The organism is Bradyrhizobium genomosp. III (assembly GCF_000261705.1).
Classification (GTDB): Bacteria; Pseudomonadota; Alphaproteobacteria; order Rhizobiales; family Xanthobacteraceae; genus Bradyrhizobium; species Bradyrhizobium ottawaense.
In genome coordinates, this window is the sequence record NZ_AJQF01000374.1 from 1 (window position 1) to 21374 (window position 21374).

Annotated in this window: 20 protein-coding genes and 1 pseudogene; 11 read left to right on the forward strand and 10 right to left on the reverse strand. The window is 62.0% G+C overall.

Annotated elements, in window-relative coordinates; translation table 11 throughout:
- Positions 1 to 11: 11 nt before the first annotated feature.
- The 8 genes from IC66_RS0130240 to IC66_RS0130275 form a co-directional block, all read right to left on the reverse strand.
- On the reverse strand, positions 12 to 752 hold the full coding sequence (locus tag IC66_RS0130240; protein WP_038950176.1) for an ABC transporter ATP-binding protein: 741 nt from the start codon (positions 750 to 752) through the stop codon (positions 12 to 14).
- Complete coding sequence (locus IC66_RS0130245) at positions 749 to 1594, reverse strand: ABC transporter ATP-binding protein (RefSeq protein ID WP_038950177.1); 846 nt, start codon at positions 1592 to 1594, stop codon at positions 749 to 751. The genes IC66_RS0130240 and IC66_RS0130245 overlap by 4 nt, the downstream gene beginning before the upstream one ends.
- Positions 1594 to 3417, reverse strand: a complete 1824-nt coding sequence (locus IC66_RS0130250) for an ABC transporter permease (protein WP_028144350.1) — start codon at positions 3415 to 3417, stop codon at positions 1594 to 1596. The genes IC66_RS0130245 and IC66_RS0130250 overlap by 1 nt, the downstream gene beginning before the upstream one ends.
- A gap of 59 nt (positions 3418 to 3476) precedes the next feature.
- Entirely contained in the window at positions 3477 to 4634 is a 1158-nt protein-coding gene (locus IC66_RS0130255; protein WP_038950178.1) for an ABC transporter substrate-binding protein, read from the reverse strand.
- A gap of 59 nt (positions 4635 to 4693) precedes the next feature.
- Positions 4694 to 5272, reverse strand: coding sequence for an alkylhydroperoxidase domain protein (locus IC66_RS0130260; RefSeq protein ID WP_028144348.1), 579 nt, complete (start codon positions 5270 to 5272; stop codon positions 4694 to 4696).
- Positions 5273 to 5287: 15 nt separating this feature from the next.
- Complete coding sequence (locus IC66_RS0130265; RefSeq protein WP_085971841.1) at positions 5288 to 5890, reverse strand: CMD domain protein; 603 nt, start codon at positions 5888 to 5890, stop codon at positions 5288 to 5290.
- Between the two features lie 35 nt (positions 5891 to 5925).
- Entirely contained in the window at positions 5926 to 6960 is a 1035-nt protein-coding gene (locus IC66_RS0130270) for a putative FMN-dependent luciferase-like monooxygenase (protein ID WP_038950180.1), read from the reverse strand.
- 162 nt (positions 6961 to 7122) lie between these two features.
- Positions 7123 to 7917: a MetQ/NlpA family ABC transporter substrate-binding protein gene (locus IC66_RS0130275; protein ID WP_028144345.1), complete on the reverse strand. Its 795-nt coding sequence runs from the start codon at positions 7915 to 7917 to the stop codon at positions 7123 to 7125.
- A gap of 379 nt (positions 7918 to 8296) precedes the next feature.
- Here IC66_RS0130275 and IC66_RS0130280 point away from each other — a divergent pair, with 379 nt between their 5' ends.
- The 7 genes and pseudogenes from IC66_RS0130280 to IC66_RS48490 all read left to right on the forward strand — a co-directional run bounded on the left by IC66_RS0130280 (position 8297) and on the right by IC66_RS48490 (position 14932).
- Positions 8297 to 10084: a peptide ABC transporter substrate-binding protein gene (locus tag IC66_RS0130280; protein WP_038950182.1), complete on the forward strand. Its 1788-nt coding sequence runs from the start codon at positions 8297 to 8299 to the stop codon at positions 10082 to 10084.
- A gap of 896 nt (positions 10085 to 10980) precedes the next feature.
- On the forward strand, positions 10981 to 12414 hold the full coding sequence (locus tag IC66_RS0130285) for a tyrosine-type recombinase/integrase (RefSeq protein ID WP_038950184.1): 1434 nt from the start codon (positions 10981 to 10983) through the stop codon (positions 12412 to 12414).
- Between the two features lie 222 nt (positions 12415 to 12636).
- On the forward strand, positions 12637 to 13182 hold the full coding sequence (locus tag IC66_RS0130290) for an AbiV family abortive infection protein (RefSeq protein WP_028144361.1): 546 nt from the start codon (positions 12637 to 12639) through the stop codon (positions 13180 to 13182).
- Between the two features lie 72 nt (positions 13183 to 13254).
- Positions 13255 to 13470, forward strand: a complete 216-nt coding sequence (locus tag IC66_RS46515; protein WP_131233177.1) for a hypothetical protein — start codon at positions 13255 to 13257, stop codon at positions 13468 to 13470.
- 102 nt (positions 13471 to 13572) lie between these two features.
- Positions 13573 to 13905, forward strand: a complete 333-nt coding sequence (locus IC66_RS0130295) for a hypothetical protein (RefSeq protein ID WP_028144362.1) — start codon at positions 13573 to 13575, stop codon at positions 13903 to 13905.
- Between the two features lie 308 nt (positions 13906 to 14213).
- Positions 14214 to 14543, forward strand: coding sequence for a DUF6680 family protein (locus IC66_RS42715; protein WP_312017546.1), 330 nt, complete (start codon positions 14214 to 14216; stop codon positions 14541 to 14543).
- Between the two features lie 190 nt (positions 14544 to 14733).
- Positions 14734 to 14932 (forward strand): annotated as a pseudogene (locus IC66_RS48490) (hypothetical protein).
- Between the two features lie 25 nt (positions 14933 to 14957).
- Here IC66_RS48490 and IC66_RS0130310 read toward each other — a convergent pair.
- On the reverse strand, positions 14958 to 15095 hold the full coding sequence (locus IC66_RS0130310) for a hypothetical protein (RefSeq protein ID WP_249155864.1): 138 nt from the start codon (positions 15093 to 15095) through the stop codon (positions 14958 to 14960).
- Positions 15096 to 15888: 793 nt separating this feature from the next.
- Here IC66_RS0130310 and IC66_RS0130315 point away from each other — a divergent pair.
- On the forward strand, positions 15889 to 16107 hold the full coding sequence (locus IC66_RS0130315) for a hypothetical protein (RefSeq protein ID WP_312017545.1): 219 nt from the start codon (positions 15889 to 15891) through the stop codon (positions 16105 to 16107).
- Positions 16108 to 16257: 150 nt separating this feature from the next.
- Here IC66_RS0130315 and IC66_RS0130320 read toward each other — a convergent pair whose 3' ends face one another.
- Positions 16258 to 17367 carry an HlyD family secretion protein gene (locus tag IC66_RS0130320; RefSeq protein WP_038950185.1) on the reverse strand — a complete coding sequence of 370 codons (1110 nt, stop codon included), beginning with the start codon at positions 17365 to 17367 and terminating at the stop codon, positions 16258 to 16260.
- A 240-nt stretch (positions 17368 to 17607) separates the two neighbouring features.
- On the opposite strand from IC66_RS0130320, the gene IC66_RS0130325 reads away from it, so the two are divergent.
- The 3 genes from IC66_RS0130325 to IC66_RS0130335 all read left to right on the forward strand — a co-directional run bounded on the left by IC66_RS0130325 (position 17608) and on the right by IC66_RS0130335 (position 21296).
- Positions 17608 to 18267 (forward strand): hypothetical protein, encoded by a 660-nt coding sequence (locus tag IC66_RS0130325; protein WP_173019827.1) that lies wholly within the window; start codon positions 17608 to 17610, stop codon positions 18265 to 18267.
- Between the two features lie 108 nt (positions 18268 to 18375).
- Positions 18376 to 19806, forward strand: coding sequence for a DUF1254 domain-containing protein (locus IC66_RS0130330; RefSeq protein WP_028144366.1), 1431 nt, complete (start codon positions 18376 to 18378; stop codon positions 19804 to 19806).
- Between the two features lie 50 nt (positions 19807 to 19856).
- The gene (locus IC66_RS0130335; RefSeq protein ID WP_028144367.1) at positions 19857 to 21296 is read left to right on the forward strand and encodes a DUF1254 domain-containing protein; all 1440 of its coding nucleotides are present in this window, start codon (positions 19857 to 19859) and stop codon (positions 21294 to 21296) included.
- Positions 21297 to 21374: the final 78 nt, after the last annotated feature.

A 21374-nucleotide genomic window follows, 5' to 3' on the forward strand; every position in this document is an offset into this window, starting at 1 on the left:
AGCGCATTGCGTCAGGCAGCCTCGGAGCCGCCGAGATAGGCGTCGCGGATTCGAGGATCGTCCTTCAGCGCGCGTGCCGGGCCTGACAGCACGATCTTGCCGGTCTGGAGCACATAGGCTTCGTGTGCGATCTCCAGCGCGAGGCTGGCGTTCTGCTCGACCATGAACACCGAGACGCCCTCCTGATTGATGGTCCGGATCAGCTCCAGCACGCGGTCCACATAGAGCGGCGACAGGCCCATGGTCGGCTCGTCCATGACGATCATCCTGGGACGGCTCATCAGCGCGCGCGCCATCGCGACCATCTGCTGCTCGCCGCCGGAGAGCGAGCCCGCGCGCTGCGACAGCCGCTGGCCGAGCTTCGGGAACAGCGTCAGCATCCTGTCGAGATCCTGCGCCACCGCGTCGCGGTCGTTGCGCACGAAGGCGCCCATCAGGATGTTCTCGCGCACGCTCATGTCCGCGAACAGCCGCCGCGCCTCCGGCACCGAGGCGATGCCGCGACGGACGATCTGCGGCGTGGTCAGCCCGATCAACGAGGCGCCGTCGAACGTGACATCGCCCGAGCGCGGTTTCACCAGTCCCAAGATGATCTTCATCGTCGTTGACTTGCCGCTGGCGTTGCCGCCGAGCAGGCAGACGATGTGGCCGCGCGCGACTGTGATCGACAGATCGAAATGCACCTGGGCCTGGCCGTAGAAGGTGTTGACGTTGGACAGCGCCAGCAGCGGTTCGGGTGCGCTCGTCGTCATGCTGCGCTCTCCTGCTCCGACGCCCCTGATAGCCCGTGGCCGAGATAGGCCTCGATCACCTTGGGATCGCTCCGCACCGCGTCGCCCGGCCCTTCCGCGATCTTCTTACCCTCGTCCATGACGATGACACGATCGGACAGGCGCATCACCATCTCCAGCTTGTGCTCGATCAGGAGGATGGTCAGCCCCTCCGCCTTGAGCTCGGCGACCAGCGCCTGCATCTCCGCGGTCTCGGTCGGGTTCATGCCGGCGGTGGGCTCGTCGAGCAGCAACAGCCGCGGCTTGAGCGCGAGCGCGCGCGCGATCTCGACGCGGCGGCGATTGGCGTAGGACAGGCTATAGGCCGGCTGGTCGATCCGCGGCAGCAGCCGCTCGCCGAAGCGGGCGAGGATGGCCTTCACCTCCTCGCGCAGCCGCTCTTCTTCCGCCTTGACGCTGGCGGGCCGCAGCAGCGCCAACCCCAATTCCAGCAGCGGACCGATCACCGGCACCGCCGGCTTCACCGCGCGCAGCCGCGTGTGCGCGCCGATCAGGACGTTGTCCATGACGCTGAGATTGCCGAAGACCCGCCCGAGCTGGAACGTGCGCGCGATGCCCTCGCCTGCCAGCCGCTCCGGCGACAGGCCGGTGATGTCCTGGCCTTCGAAGTGAACTGTACCCGCGTCGGGCCGATCGAGCCCGGTGATGAGATTGAACAGAGTCGTCTTGCCGGCCCCGTTCGGGCCGATGATGCTGACAAGCTCACCTTTGGCGAGATCGAGATCGATCGCGTCGACCGCGGTGAGGCCGCCGAAGCGCCGCGTCAGCCCGCGCAGGGACAGCATGGAATTGAGCTGTGCCATCACAGCGTCCCCAACAGGCCCTGCGGCCTGAACCGCACGAGCAGCAACAGCACGATGCCGTAGATCAGGATGCGATACTCCGCCGCGATCCGAAAGACCTCGGGCAGGCCGACCAGCGCGACCGCTCCGAGAATCGCGCCGACGACATTGCCGAGGCCGCCGAGGATGACCACGGTCAGCGCCAGGATCGATTGCTGCGTATTGAAGGTCTCATGGTTGATGTAGGAGTAGAGGTGTGCCGCGATGCCGCCGCTGACGCCGGCGGCGAAGCCGCCGAAGATGAAGGCCAGCGACTTGTAGCGGTTGAGACTGAGGCCATAGGCGCGCGCTGCGATGTCGTCGTCGCGGATGGCGCGAAAGCTGCGGCCGAGATGCGAGGTGAGCAAGCGCCCCTGCAGCAGCGCCAGCACGACCATCACTGTGAAGCTGAACCAGTAGATCGAGGTCGGGCTGATCAAATCGTAGCCGAACAGCGACAGCGGCGGGATGCCGGAGATGCCGATCGGGCCGCGTGTGACGCTTTCCCAATTCAGGATCACCAGCGACACGATCTCGCCGATGGCGAGCGTCGCGATCGACACGTAATGCCCGCGCAGCCGGAACGACGGCGAGATCAGCGCGGTGCCGAGCGCGGCGCACATCAGGCCGCCGCCGATGATCGAAAGGCCCACCGGTACGGAGAGGGTCAGTGACAGCAGCGCGGAGGTGTAGGCGCCGATCGCAAGCAGTGCGGCATGGCCGAGCGAGACCTGGCCGATCGTGCCCGCAACCAGCGTCAGGCTGAGTGCGAGCATGCCGAGCAGCCAGGCGTTGATCAGGGTCTGCAGCACGTAGAACGACACCGGGAAGAACGGCAGGACCGCGAAGATCGCGGCTGCAGCCAGCAGCGCCCAGCGCGGAATGCGCACCGGGCGGCTCGGCGCGATGAAGGTGCCGGTGAGCGGCTCGGGCGGCGCTTGCCGCGCGCTGGCGAACAGGCCGTTCGGCCGCAGCACGAGCACGACGACGAGAAGCAGGAAGGCGAACAGATTGCGGTAGCTGGTGCCGAACACGGCGACGCCGTAGCTCTCCACCAGTCCGAGCAGCAGGCTGCCGATGACGGCGCCGGGCACATTGCCGGCGCCGCCGACCACTTCGGCGACGACGCCCTTCAGCGTCGCCTGCAGGCTCATCGCGGTGTCGATCTGGTTATAGTACATGCCGACCAACATGCCGGAGACGCCGCCGAGCGCGGCGGCAATGCCGAACACCGCCTGATTGACGCGGTTGACGTCGACGCCCATCTGCATCGCAGCGTCGCGGTCCTGCGCAGTGGCGCGTACCGCCCAGCCGAGCTTGGAGTAGCGCAGGAACACGAACAGCAGCAGCGCGCTGGTGAGGCCGACGCCGGCGATCAGCAGATCAAGTGGGCCGATGGTGCCGCCGCCGACCTGAAAGCGCACGTCCGGCAACTGGCTCGGCAGCGCGCGCGGATTGGGCGAGAAGGTCAGCATCACCAGCTGATCGAGCACGAAGCTGATGCCGATCGTGGCGAGCAGCGGCGCGATGCGCACCGAGTTCTGCAGCGGACGCAGACCGAACCGCTCGATCACCAGCCCGACCAGCGCGGCAGCGACCGCGACCACGATGATGGTGAGCGGCAGCGGCGTATGCAGCTGCACCACCGCGACCCAGCCGATATAGGCGCCGACCAGATAGATCGAGCCCTGCGCGAAGTTGATCAGCCGGCTGACGCCGAAGATCAGCGCAAGCCCGACCGCAACGAGGGCATAGACATTGCCGACGATCAGCCCGTTGATCGTGTAGTCGAGCCAGGAAGACACGCGATGGCCCCAAGGAGAGAGAGAGAGAAGCGGCAGAAGCGAATGCCCCGGCCATCAGGTCAGGTCGGCTTGCCGTCCCAGAGCGCGAACTGCCCCTTGCGCACGACGAGTTCGGCGTTCATGGCGCCCTTGACGCGGCGGCTCTCGACGTCGAACGTCGCGGAACCGAAGATGACGCTGGAGACGTCCTTCACTTTCGTGAAGGCATCGCGGACCGCACGGCGGTCGGTGCCGCCGATCTTGACCACGGCGGCCGCCATGTTCATCGCATCATAGGAATAAGCGTTGAAGGCGTCCGGCTCCTGCCCGCCGTACTTCGCCTTGAAGCCCGAGATGAATTTCTTCACCTCGGGCCTGGGATCCTCGGGGAAATAGCGCGTGCCGAGATGGACATCCTCGACCGCCTCGCCGCCGAGCTCCAGAAACTTCGGCGAGTAGACCGAGCTCGCGGCGCAGATCACCTGCTTCAGGCCGACCTGCCGCGCCTGACGGGCGATCAGCGCACCGTCGGAATAATAGGAGATCAGGATCAGCCCGTCCGGGCTGGCGTCGCGCACGCGCACCAGGGTGGAGCGGAAGTCGCGCTCCTCCGCGATGTAGCCCTCGGTCACCGCGACCTCGGCGCCGTATTCCTTCGCCGCCTTGACGAAATAGTCGCGGCTGGTGCGGCCCCAATCGGTGTTGAGGTGCAGCACCGCGAGCTTCTTGAGGCCGAGACGCTTCACGGCATAAGCCGCCAGCAGCGGCTGCTCGTCGGCCTGGCTGACCGAGGTGCTCCACATGAAGTCGCCGCCCTTGGTGAAATCGGGGTGCGAGTTGGTGAAGCCGAATTGCACGAGGCCGCCACGCTGATAGATCGGCGAGGCCGCCATCGAGGCCGGGCTGGAAAAGTCGCCGAGCTCCATGACGATCCGGGGATCGGAGACGAACTTCTGGGCGATCGCCACCGACTGGCGCGGATCGCTCTGGCTGTCCTCGAACTGATAAGCGAGCTTGCGCCCGTTGATGCCGCCGGCCGCCATGATCTCGTCGAGCGCGAGATCAAAACCCTGCTTCCACTGCGTGCCATATTGCGCGTTCGGTCCCGTCAGGGGGCCGCTGACGCCGAGCAGGATCGGTTCGGACGATTGCGCGAAGGCGCCGCGCGAGACGGCCGCTCCCGCCATCATGACGGCGAGAGACCCCTTCACCAGGCTACGACGATCGATGTTGCTCATGCACGGCTCCATCCACTCAATGTTGAAACAAGCAGCAATTCTTGTGCCGCCGAGATTGGCTATTTCGAGGGCTCGCCGAGCGACAGCATCAGCCGGTTCGCCCAGTTGAAGAACGAGGCGCCGTTGATGACGTCGACGATCTCGGCATCGTCGAGACCGGCGCGGCGCAGCTCCGCGATATTGTCGGGCCCGAACGCGATCGGCGTCGCGGCCAGCGCCACCGAGGCCTTGACCACGGCATTCCAGCGCTCGCCGAGGTCGGCCTTGATGCCCTCGTCGAGCAGGCGCTGCACGTCGTCGCGGCGCTTGGAATAGGTGCTGGCGAAGCGCGCATGCACGGAGGCGCAATAGATGCAGCCGTTGTAGCGCGAGGTCGCGGCCGCCGCGAGCTCGCGCTCGGCGCGCGGCAAGCCGTCGGCGACGTTGTAGAAGATGTCCTTGTCGGTCTTGGTGCGGGCTTCCAGCACTTCGGGATCGCGCACCAGCAGGCGGAAATATTCCGACTTGGCGCGCGAGCGATCGACGAGGCCCGAGTAATGCCGCTCGGTCAGCTCGGCCTCGGGCAGCGGATCGATCCAGGAGACCCAACCGAGCTCGTCCTGGGTGAAGACGACGGGCGGGTTGACGGCGGCGCTCATGATTGCGGTCTCCTCTTATGCGTTCGCCGCGGCGAGCGTGCGCAAGCCGCTGACGACCCGCACCTGGAACGACAGGAACGCGACGAGTTGGGAGAAGGTGACGATGCCGGTGGTCGACCAGCCGGCGTCAAGCAGCGCCTTCATGTCGGCGGCTGCGGCATCGCGGGGCCGGAACACCAGGAGGTGCGCATGATCGAGCGCTGCTGCGAGCTTCGCACCAAGCGCCGGCTTGCTCGCGGCGCTCACGCGATAGATCAGGCCGGCCGTGTTCTCGATCGACAGTGGGCCGGCGGGATACGAGCCATAGGGACCCGAGGTCCTGCCCCGCGCAATCTCGGCGTCGATGGCCTCCAACAGGCGCGCGCCGTCCGCGTTTGCGGCAAGCTTGTCGCGATAGAAGGCGGCAACGGGCGACTCGCCATGGAGCCCGGTCACGAAGGCGGCGACCGCGGCGCGTTCGGCCAGCGAGACATCGCCGGCGTCGATCGGCTCGAACAGCGAGAGATAGCTTTTCTGCGCATTCTCGCGCGCCTGCAGGCGGCGGGCGCGGATGGCGTCCAGAGCCGAGCCGGGCTCGATCCCGGCGAGTGTGTCGATGATATCCTGCGTAGTCATCATTCGGCCTCGTGCAACGCGATGCTCTTCATGTCCAATCAGCCCGCCAGCGCCACGTCGGGCGCCGTCCGGGTCCAGCCCAGCGCGGGTGCGACCTTCTCCGCGACGAGATCGATCGAGCGCAGGACGTGGGGATGCGGGGCATCGACCGAATGCACCTGGAACACGAGATCGGTCACCCGCTCCAGTGTGGCATCGGCGCGCAGCGAGGCGATGACCTCGTCGGCGCCGCCGACATGGGTGTCGAACGCCGTGATCATCTCCTCCAGCGTCTCGCCCGGCTTGGCGTGGCCGCCCTTGAGAAACTGCGGCAGCGCACGCCGCAAGCCAATGTCTGCAAGCCGCAACGCCTCGCGATGATCGTCGGCGACGAACACGCTGCGCGAGGCCATGATGCGGGGCTCGGCCCCCTTGGGCAGCGCTTCCAGATAGGCATCGATCACCGGATTCTGGATCTCGGCCAGCGTCGCCTTCGGCGCCTCCTTGGTCCGCGGCTGGGTGCGCGACAGCAACAGGCCGTCACCGGCCTTGCCGGCTCGGGCACCGCCCGCGACCGAGAACGTGGCCTGCCAGATCCGCTTGTCCAGCTGCGGCCGTTGCGGGTAGATCGTGTCGCCACCCTCGAGCGGCTTGCCGACCAGGGCGGTGCGGACGACCTCCAGATTGCGGGCGAAGATCTCGTTGCGCTGAGCGCTGTCGAGGCCGAAGGCGGCAAAGGCCGACGGATTGCCGCCGGTGCCGACGCCGAGCTCGAAGCGGCCGTTGCAGATCAGATCGAGCACCGCGGCGTCCTCCGCCACCCGCACCGCATTCTCCAGCGGCAGCGTGACGATGCCGGTGCCGAGGCGGATGCGCGAGGTCTGGGCTGCGACGTAGCCGAGAAAGGTGAAGGGCGACGGCAGGCCGCCTTCGCGCTCGTGGAAATGATGCTGCGCGATCCACGCAGAATCGAGGCCCGCCTTTTCGGCGCGCACGATCTGCTCGGCCGCGAAGCGATAGCGCTCGGCGGGCGGGGCCTCGTCCAAAAGCCGCGTGAAAAATCCCAGGCGTTTCAGATTTGCAAAGCGTTTCATGCGACCCCTGTCGGGCGAGGATGGTCAGGCTGCCGATGATGTCGGTTACTGCTGCTCCAGACAAGCGGGCATTGCGCAGGGCTCATACGCAAGCTCATTGACAAGGCTCATGCGTAACGCTGCCCGCCGGGATCGCCCCTGCGCTGGAGCTGGGCAGATTGCCTACCAGCTCGGCAGCACCGCGCCCTTGAACTTGGTCAGGACGAACTCCTTGACCTCCGGCGTGTGGTAGCTGTCGACGAGGATCTTGACCCAGGGCTTGTCCTTGTCGGCGGTGCGCACGGCGATCAGGTTGACATAGGGGCCCTTCGGGTCCTCGCGCAGGATCGGATCCTTGACCGGATCGAGGCCCGCCTGGGTTGCATAATTGGTGTTGATCGCGGCGGCGTCGACATCGTCGAGCGCGCGCGGCGCCTGCGCCGCGTCGACCTCGATGAACTTCAGCTTCTTCGGGTTCTCGGTGATGTCGAGCACCGTCGGCTTGAAACCGGTGCCGTCCTTCAGCTTGATCAGGCCCTTGTCGCGCAGCAACAGCAGCACGCGGCCGCCATTGGTCGGATCGTTCGGGATCGAGACCTTGCCGCCCTCGGGGATGTCGGCGATGGCCTTGTGCTTCTTCGAATAGACGCCGATCGGGAAATTCACGGTCAGGCCGACGGCCTCGATCTTGTAGCCGCGGTCGGCTTTCTGGTTGTCCAGATATGGCTGGTTCTGGAACGAATTGGCCTGGATCTCGCCGGCATCGAGCGCGGCATTCGGCACGACATAGTCGGAGAATTCGAGCAGCTGGATGTCGAGACCCTGCTTGGCGGCGATCGGCTTCACTGCCTCCAGGATCTGCGCATGCGGGCCCGGCGTCACGCCGATCTTGATGGTCTCGGCGGTGGCTGCTGCCGACCAGGCGGCGAGCGCGGTTGCGAGCATCAGGGGGAAGCGAAACGACATCTTGGTCTCCATGGCACGGCGAGAATGATTGGAACCGTATTCGCTTCTCCGCCGGATGAAATCAATGAAATGGAAAACCATATTTGCCGCCTGGCGCGGACGACGCTTCTCCGTTCGATCCGATGTGGGGAACGAACGCGCCTGCGCAAGCGTGAGACGCATCACGGCACGGCAGGGCCAAGAGAGCGAGATTGCCGGCACAATTCGCCCGGAGTTTTGCCAGGACCACCCTCGCCGCGCTCGGTCGGCGGTCCGGGTCGTGGCCCGCAAGGGCTCTCCCCATCGTCATTTCGTCGCATGGCCCGGCAGTCACGCCGGCATTGCCGCCTCGTGCATGATGCAACATGATGGCCGCCGGCGACGATTTGTCTTCGCGGTGGAGGGTCATCTGATGAACGAGAACGAAATCCGGGGTCTGGTCGCGGAGGTGAAGCAAGGCACGCTGTCCCGACGCTCGTTCATCCAGAAGGTGGCCGCGGTCGGAATCGCAGCGCCCATCGCGAGCCAGATCCTGCTCTGGCACGACGTGGCGATGGCGGATGCCACGTTGCCTTACAAGCCGACCAAGGCCGGCGGCGGCGGCCCGCTCAAGCTGCTGTTCTGGCAGGCGCCGACCCTGCTCAATCCGCATTTCGCGCTCGGCACCAAGGACCAGATGGCCTCGCGCGTGTTCTTCGAGCCGCTCGCCGGCTGGGACAAGGAGGGCAACCTCATCCCGTGCCTTGCGGCCGAGGTTCCGACCAAGGCGAACGGCAGCCTTGCGGCCGACGGCATGAGCGTGGTCTGGAAGCTGAAGCAGGGCGTCAAATGGCATGACGGCCAGCCCTTCACCGCCGACGACGTCATCTTCACCTGGCAATACGCCGCCGATCTCGCCACTGCGGCCTACACCACGGGATCCTACAAGGACATCAAGGTCGAGAAGATCGACGACCACACCGTCAAGGTGATCTTCAGGGCGCCGACGCCGTTCTGGGCCGATCCCTTCGTCGGCTCGGTCGGCTTGATCCTGCCAAAGCATCATTTCGGCGACTATGCCGGCGCCAAGTCGCGCGAGGCACCGGCCAATCTGAAACCGGTCGGCACCGGCCCGTACAAATTCGTCGAGTTCAAGCCGGGCGATTTGATCCGCGCCGAACGCAATCCCGACTATCACATCAAGAACCAGCCGCATTTCGACACGCTCGAGATCAAGGGCGGCGGCGATGCGGTGTCCGCGGCGCGCACCGTGCTGCAGACCGGCGAGTACGACTTTGCCTGGAACATGCAGGTGGAGGAGGAGGTGCTCAAGCGCATGGAGGCGGGCGGCAAGGGCAAGCTCGACATCACGCCGTCCGGCAACGTCGAGTTCATCATCCTCAACACGACGGACCCGTGGACCGAGATCGACGGCGAGCGCTCCAGCGTCAAGTCCAAGCACCCGACGCTGTCCGATCCCGCGGTGCGCCGGGCGATCAACCTCCTGATCGACCGCGACTCGATCCAGAAATTCATCTACGGCCGCGGCGGCATCGCCACCGCGAGCTTCGTCAACGCGCCCAAGCAGTTCAAATCGCCCAAGCTCAAATACGAGTTCGACGTCGACAAGGCGAACAAGATCCTCGACGACGCAGGCTGGAAGAAGGGCGCGGACGGCATCCGCGAGAAGGACGGCAAGAAGCTCAAATACGTCTTCCAGACCTCGATCAACGCGCCGCGCCAGAAGACGCAGGCCATCATCAAGCAGGCCTGCCAGAAGGCCGGCATCGACATCGAGCTCAAGTCGGTCACCGCATCGGTGTTCTTCTCCTCCGACGTCGGCAATCCCGACACCTACTCCAAATTCTATGCCGACATGGAGATGTACAACACCACGCAGCCGCAGCCCGACCCGGAGCGCCTGCTGAACCAGTGCGTGTCCTGGGAGATCGCCACCAAGGACAACAAATGGCTCGGCCGCAACAACTCGCGCTATTCCGATCCCGAAGCCGACAAGGCCTACAAGGCCGCGCAGAACGAGCTCGACCCGGTCAAGCGCGCCGCGCTGCTGATGAAGGTCGACGAGATCTTCTGCGAAGCCCACGTGTTCCTGCCGCTGCTCTCACGCCCCATCGTCAACGCCGGCGCCAACAACCTCATGATCGACATCTCCGGCTGGGACACCATCACGTGGAATCTGGCGGCGTGGTATCGGGTTTGAGGGAGGCACGGCGCAAGGCTCTCGTGTCCCGGACAAGCGGCAACGCGCATAGCGCGCTGCCGCGCAGAGCCGGGACCAAGGGGCGGCACGGTAGGGCGCAGCGACATGGGCCCCGGCTCTGCAGCGCACCGCAAGAGCGCTGCGCTGCGTCCGGGGCACGAGAGCGGAGTTATGACGCCCGCTCTCTCCACCGTCGTTGCAAAGCTCTAGTCCACATCCCAACGTGCAGTGCGTAGGGTGGGCAAAGGCGCACAGCGCCGTGCCCACGATCTCCCTCCATGAGCAACAAGGCGTGGGCACGCTGCGCTTTGCCCACCCTACGAGATCGAGTTTGTGGCACGCAGCTCAGCTCGCAGACACGCCTTCGCATTCTCGCGGCTCAATCCGCCCGAGCTTTGCTTCGTCGCTCCACCCTCATAAAGCCAAGAGGGCGCAGGGAAGGCCGGGTGCCAGCGTGCACCCGCGGTCTGCTGCGCGAATAGTGCGCAAAGGAGACCGCACAGCAGCATACAGGTGTCGCCGATCACTCGGCCTTCCCTGCGCGATGGTCGGACGGCTTATGCCGTGATCTCCCGGGAGCCGACCTTTCCTTCTGGCCTCCCTCGCCCCGCGAATTGACGATGCCGTCTGCCCGGTTGGGCTCGCGCGCATCTCCGCAGATGCTTGACCGTAGCAACGACGGCCAGGACCACACGTCTATATTCTGGCATTCGGTGAAACACGCCGAAACTAAGAAATCTCTTTAAAACAAGCGCTTTTCGAATAGCCTGATGCGGCCTGTTTCAACGGGCTTCACCAAACTAAGGGCCCGGCCCTAAGCCTTTCAGCGTCCGCACGACAAACTGAAAGTCCTTGAAGCCGAGCCCTTGGTCTCAAGCCTTAGGAGCCGAAACCGCATGAATAGTAGCATTGTCCCCTCCCCCGCTGGCAAGCGGGACCGTAATAGCAGCGTGATCCTCACCGATCGCCTGTGCGAGAAGCGGGTCACCAAACGGACCAAGCTCTACGACCGGAAATGTCCTGGCCTCTATGTCAGCATCACCACCGCGGGCGTCGCGACCTTCTCCTTCAAGTTCACTGACAGGCAGACCGGCAAGCAGCGCACCGGCTGGCTCGGCGTCTACAATCCAGAGACCTTCACGGTCGAGGACGCCCGCAGCAAGGTCTACGGCCTCAAGTCCATGGGCGGCGAGGCGCTCGCCGAGACCTTCCGCGACCAGAAGACCGCGAAGGCGAAGCGCGGCAAGACCGTCGCCGAGATCATCGATGAGCGGATCGTGTGGATGAAGTCACCGGTCAAGAAGCCGGATGGCGAGATGCGACCCCGGCTGGAAAGCTGGGAGAACACAGCAAGCCACCTCAACCGCTTCATCCGCCCGCGCCTCGGCAAGAAGCTGGCAATGGAGGTCACCAAGCACGACATCGCGACGCTGTCGAATGACATCGTCGCAGGCAAGTTCGGGAAGCCCTCCGTCAGCAACGCCCGCCATATGCGCAAGGCGGCCTCCGGCCTATTCAACTGGGCGGCGGAGGCAGGACGCGACTATGTAACGGCCAGCCCCTGCGCCAACCTGCCAAAGCTCGACCCGGAACATCCCCGTACTCGGGTCCTGTCGGAGGACGAGATCAGGACCTTCTGGCATGGCCTCGATCGTGACGACCTGCCATGGGAACGCAAGACTCGCCTCGCCCTCAAATTTGAGCTCGTTACCATGCTGCGCTCACGTGAATTGCTCGGCGCGCGTCGGGATGAGCTGTTTGACCTCGATGGCGAACATCCCCGGTTGGACGTCCCCCTAAAGCGGGTCAAGAAACGCCGGGTGGTCCAGCAGCCGCTGTCGGATTTGGCGGTCGAGATCATCAAGGAAGCGCTCGCGTCGGACGACCAGCAGTACGTTTTCGAAAGTCCGGTGTACGAGAGCCAGCCGATCCACCGCAAAGCTATGGCCGACGCCCTGCGCGGCACTAAGCACGAGACGAACAAGGATAAGACCAAGACTGCCGGTCTCTGCGAGCTGCTGGGCCTCAAGCCGTTCACGCCACACGACTTGCGCCGAACCGCCGCGACCCTGGCGGGCGATCTCGGCTTCGACGATGCGTGGATCGCGAAGTGCCTCGATCACGCCGCGAGCAAGAAATCCGAGCAGATCGTGCCGACCGTTACCGGCAAGGTCTATAATCACAGCAAACGCATGAAGGAAAAGCGCGCGGTGTTGGATGGTGTTGCGGCCGAGCTGCGGCGCATCGTCGAGAATGTTCCTACGCAAGCCATCGAACAGGCCCAATCTCAGCTTCTGGCAGCTCAGCTCAGCGCATATCGCGGTGGCTGACTTGGCATTTCACTGCGCAGGGAGTGTGTTTGGACAAAAAACGTTTATGCGATGGGAGTGGTGTGTTCGTATTTGTGTCGCGATCCGGCTGGCTTATCAGCAAAGGCGCTACACATGAATTTCTGTGGAGCATGATGGAGCGCGGTGGAAAACCGGGCGGTGGAAAAGACGCCCATGGGACGGGGGCGTGGCGGGCCGCCTCATGTGCTGCGATATTGCGGCATGAAACCAGACGAACGCACTGTGGTGATCGCAAATGCTGCGCGGCTCTTGAAGGACGCAAAGCTTTTGGTCGATCACACCCGCTTCGCCAGCGCCTTTGCCCTTGCCGTGCTTGGCGTCGAAGAAATCGGAAAAGTGATCCTCGATATTTGGGCGAGTGCTGCGCCTCTCTCAAAGTCCGTGGTTCGGCGAAGCGCGCATATCCGAAAGCAGGCTGCCGTCAGTTCACTGCTACTTGGTTCATTTGCAGTCAGAGAGTTTGGCACTGTAGTCGATGATGCGAATGAGGAACTCATCCAACGCGTCGCTGAGGCATTCAGGCTGAGCCCCGAAGGAAAGCTTATGTCTCAGGTGCAGGGCGGCGCGCTCGATAAGGCCAAGCAGCTTGGCCTTTACCATGACGACTGGTTGACGGATGCATCGCTGCATGCCGATCAGTTCAGCGACGCCGACGTTCATGCGATCTTCTCGATTGCGCGACGCGCGATTGAGGTCGTGGATGATGCGCGCATCATGCGCACAGGGCGGGCGATCTATGAAACCTGACTGTGATGTCGCTCTCGCTCTGCGGTGCCATGTCCAGTCGATGTTTTTCGACGCGCGAATGGGGAACGACCGATGACTGAAGATGAAAGCGATTGCGGCGGCGGCGACGACTGGATGCTGGATGACGGGTCAGAAGGAAACGAGTTCATCCACTTCGACGAGTATGAAGATGCGGTAGCCGCCATCGAGCTAGTTGCCTCTCACAATCTATCGACCTTCAGAAACGGCCGTCGCAGTGGAAGTGGGTTATCACTGCCATGCAAAACGCCGTACAGGGTGCGATGGTGATAGCACTCAGCGGCACAGACGGTTGTGGCGCGCTCACCGATAAATCTCGGCGACAGAATCGTGTGTGGCTGGACAAACCTACCCTGGGATCGACCACGAACGATGATGGCCGATTACAATGTTTTACTTGAGCGGATCGGAAAACCTGAACTGATGGAAGGGCCCGTGCCCGAGCTGTCGGCGGAGGATTATCGAAACCTTCAACGACTGAACGACAACCTGCGACGTCAGTTCGCCCACTTCCATCCGACTGGTTGGGGGATTGAACTCAACTACATGCCGAACATCATGCCGATTGCGCTAAACCTCTTCGAATTTCTCACGACGACCCAAGGCCGTCCAAATATTCATTTCACCGAAGAGCACCGCGCTCGCATGACGAAAGCCTTGGCACAGGCGCGGGTTTCTTTCGAGGCATTCAAACAAACGCCCTGATACGTGCGCCGCGTCACAGGCACGATCCGCATCGCTTTCTGCTACCGCCGGTCGGAGAAGATCGAGGTCGAGCAGCCGGGCGCGGCCGACGATGCAGTGAGGGTCCAAATAGCCCTGTGAATAACCGCGACAAAGGTCTGAATCCTCGCGGTGCTACCCTGCATTGCGCCATCGTGATAGCTCCCGATTCGCAACGAGAGAGAAGACGCTGATGGCTGAGGGCGTAGAGGCATTGCGACTAACTGAATGGGTGATTGCTGGCTGCACGCTAGCCGGCCCAGTCCTAGCAGTCCAAGGCGCAAAAATGGATCGAGGGCTTTCGTGAGAAGAACGCACGACGCCTGACTATTTTCCGCACGTTGATGGCTACGCGCGCAACGAATCAAAGTCCGGCTCATGTCGAAGCCCTCAATGCCGTGCCGATCGATTTCTACAAGGATAAACAGGTCATGGATGCGTGGGAGGAATACTTCATGCATCTCACCAGCGAGCCCGGAAACAATCCAACGTGGGGTCCGAGGCGCGTCGATCTTTTTGTCAAATTGCTCGCCTTGATCGGCGCAAAGGTTGGCTACGACTTCAATGTCGCTCAGATGAACCGCATTTATTTTCCGAACGGCCGTTCACGGCATCGCTGAAGTAATTGCCTAATGCGCCCATTTTGGTGATGGTCCATGCTTCCATCAGCTCGTTCCAAATCCCGGTGAGCAAAAGTCGCGGCCGTTGCAGATTTACAACCCCCACAGCCATTCGAGATACAAAGGTCATCAACTGAGACAACCGAAACATATTTCATTCGTAGTTCAATATGATTAGCGGGGGCGAAAGATGTTTGATGTCTATCGCAATCACAAGCGCGACTTGCTCGTAAAGTTCAGGCTCCCCCGTACCAGTGCTTTACTCTGTACATAAGTGGCGCAAGAGCAGAAAACGAGTTCTCAAAGTCAGCGACGAGATCAAGGCAGCCGTTCAGGGGCAAGGCTATTACATTCGCAGTTTGCGGGTCACCAAGGAGAGGATGATCTAGCTCGAGCGCGAAAGTCTTGGGGCGATTAGGTCTTCGCCGTACCATCCATCTGTGCCAGCCCAGCCTCGATCACGATGATATCTTCCTCGATCTGCTGAATGGTCGTCCGGCAGTCAAAGCCGGTGCGTGCCTTTCGGTCCACGGCCAGCTTCCGGCGCTGCATGCGCAGATCGTCGAGAGCCCTCCTATCGTTCAGGCTAACGCAACCGTCTACAATAAGCTAAATCGCCTTTGGCATCCCCGACCCCCCGTCCTAGTCACGCAACAATTAGCCCGCGATACTTTTCACAACGGCAGCTCTTCGCAGATTATGTCCAGCAGCCGTCAAATGGGACGACCCTATAATCAGGCCGAGCCGCCTTAGCGTCAGGAGGGCAAGAGGGTCGCAGAGTTCGATGGAAAGTCCGGCTCCTAATATCGCAATGGTGCGCTGTTCATCGCTATCGAGATCGGCCCATGAAATGTCCATCACGCGCCTCCGCGCTAAAAAGAATTATCTAGAACCCAAACGCGTGCCTGATTAGCCGCAGCATATCCGTGGCCGCGCCGGTGTATCGACCGTTGGTTAGATATCGATCCAACTGCGCTGTGCTAATCAGCGCCAACAACTAGCACCGTGAGGCCCTTAAACATTGGGCCTCTCCTTCAAGAGACCGCCAACCGGGCGTCTAAGTATCGAACCGTTCTTGGAATGCACTGTCGCTTATGGCGACCTAATACAGCAAATGGTGACAGTGACTAGTAACGAGTTCCTTAACGGGCGCAAATATGGATGCGAGCGCCATGGGATGAGCGAAGACGCTGCAACGGCCGTTGCCCGGTGATGCGCCGTGATGGTGGCTCCGAGGGAAGATCGAGACTTAGCATAAGGTCTGAACACTTGTCCCGGTGAGCTTCGGCCCCACATTCGACGTATGCAACTCACCGATATCCACGACCAAGCAATCCAAGCCCGCATGGCGCTCGTCGTCGGCGCAAGGACGTTTGACCGGCTGTTCGCAAGCGTGCGGTTCGATGAAGTCGATGGGGACATCCTGTTCGTCTACGCCAAGGACGAGGACACCGCCACCAAGATCGAGGACGAATTCGCGCTGCACATATCGATCATTGCCTCAAAGATATTGGAGCGGGAGATCAACATCGTGATGGTGTTGCCGAGACAACTCGTCAGTTGAGCTTACGAGTGAGGGTGGGAGAGCGGCGGTGGACGTTGTCCGGTCTTCTGCGGATAGCCGACATGGAATTCGGCTGGTGCATGTTCGGCTCAGGGCCAGGAACGGACCTAAAGCGTGCCGTCAACGTGGCTTACTCCGCGGCATCTGTACTTACAGATATGCCGTATAGGAGCTGATCCACACCAGGATCGAGGCCAGCATACCGATCACGCCGGCGTTGTCGGCAAAGGCGGTGGCGCTGCCCGACATCCCCAGACGAAGCGAGTCCCGGCTCATCCCGTCGGGTATCGAGATCACCGCCGGATACACCGTGGCTCCGCCGATCGTGTTGGTACGCGCAAGCGTCCCGGAAACGGCGATCTGCCCCTGGCCGACGCCCCTGGGAATGGCGATGATCTTTGCATGATAGATGCGGCCCGGGACGTTGTCGAAAACGATATCGACCGGCGCGCCTTCCTTGATGGCCTGAAAACCGTTCTGCGAAAACATGCCGACCAGCGTGATCTCGCTCTCAACGATAAACGACATTGCCGAGCGCGCCTGCAGCGCGCGATCACCGACCGACAACGCGAGAACGGTGACATAGCCGTCGGCGGGTGCGCGAACGGCAGTCTGTGACAATTCCCATGTGGCGTTATCAAGTTGTGCCTGAAGCTGCGCGACCGACGTGTTGACGCCGCCGATCTCGGAATCCAGCGCCAGCTTGGCGCTCTGCTGCGCGGCTTTCGCCGAGCCCAACTGCGCCGACACCGTCTCGTACTGGACCTGCTTGTCCTGCGCCTGAAACTGCGAGTTGGCATCGTCAGACGCAAGCGTCTGGATATCGGCGAGCCGCTTCCTGTTGTAGGCGACCTGCGCGGTGAGCCCGGTGACGTTCGCTGTCGCCTGCTCGTAATTCGATTTCAGGATCTCGGTCTGCTGCTTGGCCGCCGCGAGCGATGCCTGCAACTGCATGACCTTGTACTGAAACGGCGCCGAGTCGATTTGAAACAGCAAATCGTCCTTCTTCACCGGCACGTTCGGCTTGACCGGGATTGCGACAATTTGTCCTGTCACATTCGGCGTCACTTCCACCACGCGGCCCGTCACCGTCACGCGCCCCGATGGGGTAAGATAATTAAAAAGCGCGAGAAATGTCGCGAGGATAAACCCGCCAACCAGCAGCGAAATTGTCCCGGACAACCAGCCCCATTTGACGAGCCGAAATTTCGAAAACACTGACCACAGCACGACGATGTAAAGGCACAGAACAATTACCATGGCTGGACCCCTTCCTTTGTGCTATATCCGACATTGCTCGTGGAGGTAGCTGAAGTAAAAAGTCGCCCTTCAACGTTAAGCTCTATACGCCTCTAATTCCAGCGCCCCCTTACTCGATTCCTGCAGACGCCCCCGCGGCGTTCTATGCAACCGACATTGCACGTTCTTTTGCACGCGACCTCTCGCGCAAGACGAGAGTGCTCCAAGTCGTTCAATCGATCTTCACAAGGGATGGAAGTCATGCGTATCACCAAATTGAATCAGATTTTCGGAATGCTCGCCGTGACCGCTACGCTGTGCGGCGCCGAAACAGCGTTTGCTCAGAACGCGGCAGCGCCGTCCTCCATGAAAACAATCGGCACACCATCCGCGCCAGCCAAACCCGAGATCGTGCCCTCGCTGTTCGTCCTCAACGCGCGCGGCGCGACGTTGCAGGAAGATACGCTCACGATGACCGGCGTTACCCCCCACTCCATCATATTTGCCGACCGTCCGGTGCGGTCAGCCGGCCACCAACTCACGGCGGATATCATCGCAGAATGGGGAAGTGGTGACGACAGCTTTGCAAAAAATCCTCCGAACGCTACCCTCTCCGTTTTCAGCAAAGATGGCTCGGTCAAGGATGCCGTTGTGGTGCTGAAAAATCCGAAGCTCGAAGGCGAAAAGCTGACGTTCAACGTTCAGACCCTCGAGGGGGAAATCGCCGGCGCCGACGGCGGGGCCGCACTATTCATCGACATCATCGGCCGTCCCTTCACGCCGATGTCGTTTGCCGGCGTCGCCCGCCGTTCGGCGTTTCGCGGCGCCATGTATGCAGGCGCCGCATACGGCGCGGCTGCGTACTACCACCCATACGCCCGCCCGGCCTGCGGCTATTATCCTTATCCGCCCTGTTACTGAGACGAGTGAGGACGCGGGAGGCGCGCGCTTCCCCGTGCTCATCAAGACAATTGAACAAATCGTAACACCCAAAATAAATCCAAAACGCAATTCAAGCGGAGGCATCACATGAATATCACCCGTCGCAATCTGACCATCGGGGGCATCAGCCTGCTCGCCGGTACCTCGACGAGTACCTTGAGCCGTGCGGAGTTCGGAGAGCTCCTTGGCATCGGCGAAGGCATCGAAGACTTCGCGCTCGCCACCGACGCCTACATCTTCGGCTATCCGCTGGTGACGATGGAGATGACGCGCCGCGTTTTCACCAACGTCGCGAAGCCGGAAGCGACCCGCGGCCCCATGGGACAGATCGTCAAGGTGAGGGCATATCCGAACGCGTCCTATCGCGACGTCACCGCGCCCAACGCGGACACGCTCTACACCACCGGCTTCTTCGATGTCGGCAAAGAACCGTGGGTGCTCAGCATCCCCGATATGAAGGGGCGCTATGCCCTTCTGCCGATGCTGGATGGCTGGACTACGGTATTTCAGGTACCTGGCAAACGCACGACCGGCACCGGTGCGCAGACTTACGCAATCACGGGACCCGGTTGGAAAGGCTCTTTGCCCGCCGGCGTCAAGGAGTACAAGTCGCCGACCAGCATGGTCTGGCTGCTTGGCCGCATCTACTGCACCGGCACGCCGGAAGATTACGCCGAAGTTCACAAGTTGCAGGACGAGTTCAAGCTCGTCCCGCTGAGTTCCTACGGCAAGCCGTACACCCCACCCGAACACACGGTCGATCCGAACATCGACATGAAGACGGCGGTGCGCGAGCAGGTCAATCGCATGGACGCCGTGGCGTATTTCACGCTGCTCTGCAAGCTCATGAAAGACAACCCGCCGGCGGCCGCGGATGCGCCGCAACTCGCTAAGTTCGCCAGGATCGGAATCGTACCGGGCCAGGATTTCGATGCGAGCAAGCTCAAGGCGGATTTCGTCAAGCGCGTCCCCGAAATCGGCTTTGACCGGATCATGCTCCAGTTCAAGGTCAACAAGGACATGAAGGACGAGAACGGCTGGGGCTTCACGACCAAGACCGGCATCTACGGCACCGACTATCTGATGCGCGCACTGGTCACCGCCATCGGGCTCGGCGCCAACCGGCCGCAGGACGCGGTCTATCCGACCTCGATGAAGGATGCGGAAGGCCGCAAGTACAGCGGCACGAACAAATACGTCATGCGATTTGCCAAAGGTCAGTTGCCGCCTGCGCTCGGCTTCTGGTCGGTGACCATGTACAATTCCGAATACTTTTTCGTAGACAATCCGCTCAACCGTTATTCGATCAGCGCGCGGCAGAATCTGAAACCCAATCCGGACGGCTCGACCGATCTCTACGTCCAGAAAGATTCGCCGGGAAAAGACAAGGAATCCAACTGGCTTCCGGCGCCTTCGGGCGATTTCGTTCTTATGATGCGGCTGTACTGGCCGAACGAGAAGAACCCGTCGATCATCGATGGATCGTGGAAGATCCCGCCGGCGAAGAAAGTGAGCTGAACGGAATCGAGCAAAAACAAATATCCCTCAAGCGAAACAGGAGCGGCACCATGTTGACGAAACGCGACCTTCTTCGTTCCGCTACCCTGGCTGCAACGTCAGTTGCGACAGCAAGGTCTGTCCCGGCGTTGGCGCAGGCCGACCGGCCAGGTTTCCTCAAGGCAAAGGACGTTGCCGAGGCTGGATTCATCTTCGGCCTGCCGATCGTGATGAACTACGGCGTCATGTACGAATATGCCGTTGACCGCAATTCGGGGCAGTTCAAGGCACCGTTCAATCAGATCAAGAACGAACCCAACGTCTTCACCTACAGGGACACCGCCGTCGTCACGCCGAACAGCGACACGCCCTATTCGCTGGGGTGGCTGGATCTGGGTGCGGAGCCGATTGTCCTTTCAGTGCCGGCGGTCGATCCGAAGCGCTACTACTCGATCCAGCTCTGCGACGGCAACACCTACAATTACGGCTATATCGGCAGCCGGGCCACCGGCAGCGACGCCGGCGACTACATGGTGGTCGGACCGGACTGGAATGGAGACATGCCGGCCGGGATAAAGAAGACGTTCCGATCCGGCACGCGGTTGTCGATCGCCATCTACCGGACACAGCTCTTCAATCCGGATGACCTGGATAACGTAAAGAAGGTGCAGGCGGGCTATAAGGTGCAGACACTTTCCGCCTTTTTGAAGCAGGCGCCGCCGCCGGCCGCGCCGGCCATCGATTTTCCGAAGATCGACAAGGAGCTTGTGAAGACGAACTTCTTCGAGTTTCTCGACTTCGCGCTGCAATACGCTCCGGTGCAGGACAACGAAAAGGAGATACGCGCCGCGCTCGCGACCATCGGCGTCGGACCGGGCAAGAAATTCAACTTCAAGGATCTTCCGCTGGAGCAAAAGCTCGAAGTCGGCCTCGGCATGAAGGAAGGCGAGAAGAAGATCGAGGAAGCTGTCGCCAAGGTCGGCACCGCGATCAACGGCTGGCGGGTCAGCGCGATGCCGGGAGACAACGCCCATTACAATGGCGACTGGCTGAAGCGCGCCGTCGCCGCAAAGGCCGGCATCTACGGCAACGATCCGGCGGAGGCGACCTATCCGCTCACGCGCGTCGACAGCGAAGGACAGCCGCTTGACGGAAGCAAACACAACTACACACTGACTTTCCCGGCCGGCCAGCAGCCACCGGTAAATGCCTTCTGGTCGCTGACCATGTACGATGGCAAAACGCAGTTGCTGATCGAGAATCCGATTAACCGCTACTTGATCAATTCCCCGATGCTGCCGAGCATGAAGACGAATGCCGACGGCTCGCTGACGCTGTACATCCAGAACAAGTCGCCGGGTACCGAGAAGGAATCCAATTGGCTTCCGGCCCCGAACGGGGAGATCTATCTGGTGATGCGGCTGTACTGGCCAAAGAGCGAGGCGCCGTCGATCCTGCCTCCCGGCGAAGGCACCTGGAGGCCCCCGGCGATCGCCGTGGCGGCACAGTAGCGGACCGGCCGCCATCACCAGCGTGAGGATGGCGGCCACCGGAGCTGGTCGTCTTCGCAATGCCGGTTAAGGTTGTCT

Excerpts from the sequence above, each read along its gene's own strand:
- IC66_RS0130310 (WP_249155864.1), bottom strand. The coding sequence starts at position 15,095 with ATGCAGCGCCGGAAGCTGGCCGTGGACCGAAAGGCACGCACCGGCTTT.
- IC66_RS0130245 (WP_038950177.1), bottom strand. The coding sequence starts at position 1,594 with ATGGCACAGCTCAATTCCATGCTGTCCCTGCGCGGGCTGACGCGGCGC.
- IC66_RS0130270 (WP_038950180.1), bottom strand. The coding sequence starts at position 6,960 with ATGAAACGCTTTGCAAATCTGAAACGCCTGGGATTTTTCACGCGGCTT.
- IC66_RS0130295 (WP_028144362.1), top strand. The coding sequence starts at position 13,573 with ATGATGGCCGATTACAATGTTTTACTTGAGCGGATCGGAAAACCTGAA.
- IC66_RS0130260 (WP_028144348.1), bottom strand. The coding sequence starts at position 5,272 with ATGAGCGCCGCCGTCAACCCGCCCGTCGTCTTCACCCAGGACGAGCTC.
- IC66_RS0130320 (WP_038950185.1), bottom strand. The coding sequence starts at position 17,367 with ATGGTAATTGTTCTGTGCCTTTACATCGTCGTGCTGTGGTCAGTGTTT.
- IC66_RS0130330 (WP_028144366.1), top strand. The coding sequence starts at position 18,376 with ATGAATATCACCCGTCGCAATCTGACCATCGGGGGCATCAGCCTGCTC.
- IC66_RS0130255 (WP_038950178.1), bottom strand. The coding sequence starts at position 4,634 with ATGAGCAACATCGATCGTCGTAGCCTGGTGAAGGGGTCTCTCGCCGTC.
- IC66_RS0130285 (WP_038950184.1), top strand. The coding sequence starts at position 10,981 with ATGAATAGTAGCATTGTCCCCTCCCCCGCTGGCAAGCGGGACCGTAAT.
- IC66_RS0130290 (WP_028144361.1), top strand. The coding sequence starts at position 12,637 with ATGAAACCAGACGAACGCACTGTGGTGATCGCAAATGCTGCGCGGCTC.
- IC66_RS0130275 (WP_028144345.1), bottom strand. The coding sequence starts at position 7,917 with ATGGAGACCAAGATGTCGTTTCGCTTCCCCCTGATGCTCGCAACCGCG.
- IC66_RS46515 (WP_131233177.1), top strand. The coding sequence starts at position 13,255 with ATGACTGAAGATGAAAGCGATTGCGGCGGCGGCGACGACTGGATGCTG.
- IC66_RS0130335 (WP_028144367.1), top strand. The coding sequence starts at position 19,857 with ATGTTGACGAAACGCGACCTTCTTCGTTCCGCTACCCTGGCTGCAACG.
- IC66_RS0130265 (WP_085971841.1), bottom strand. The coding sequence starts at position 5,890 with ATGATGACTACGCAGGATATCATCGACACACTCGCCGGGATCGAGCCC.
- IC66_RS0130280 (WP_038950182.1), top strand. The coding sequence starts at position 8,297 with ATGAACGAGAACGAAATCCGGGGTCTGGTCGCGGAGGTGAAGCAAGGC.
- IC66_RS0130315 (WP_312017545.1), top strand. The coding sequence starts at position 15,889 with ATGGCGCTCGTCGTCGGCGCAAGGACGTTTGACCGGCTGTTCGCAAGC.
- IC66_RS0130325 (WP_173019827.1), top strand. The coding sequence starts at position 17,608 with ATGCGTATCACCAAATTGAATCAGATTTTCGGAATGCTCGCCGTGACC.
- IC66_RS0130240 (WP_038950176.1), bottom strand. The coding sequence starts at position 752 with ATGACGACGAGCGCACCCGAACCGCTGCTGGCGCTGTCCAACGTCAAC.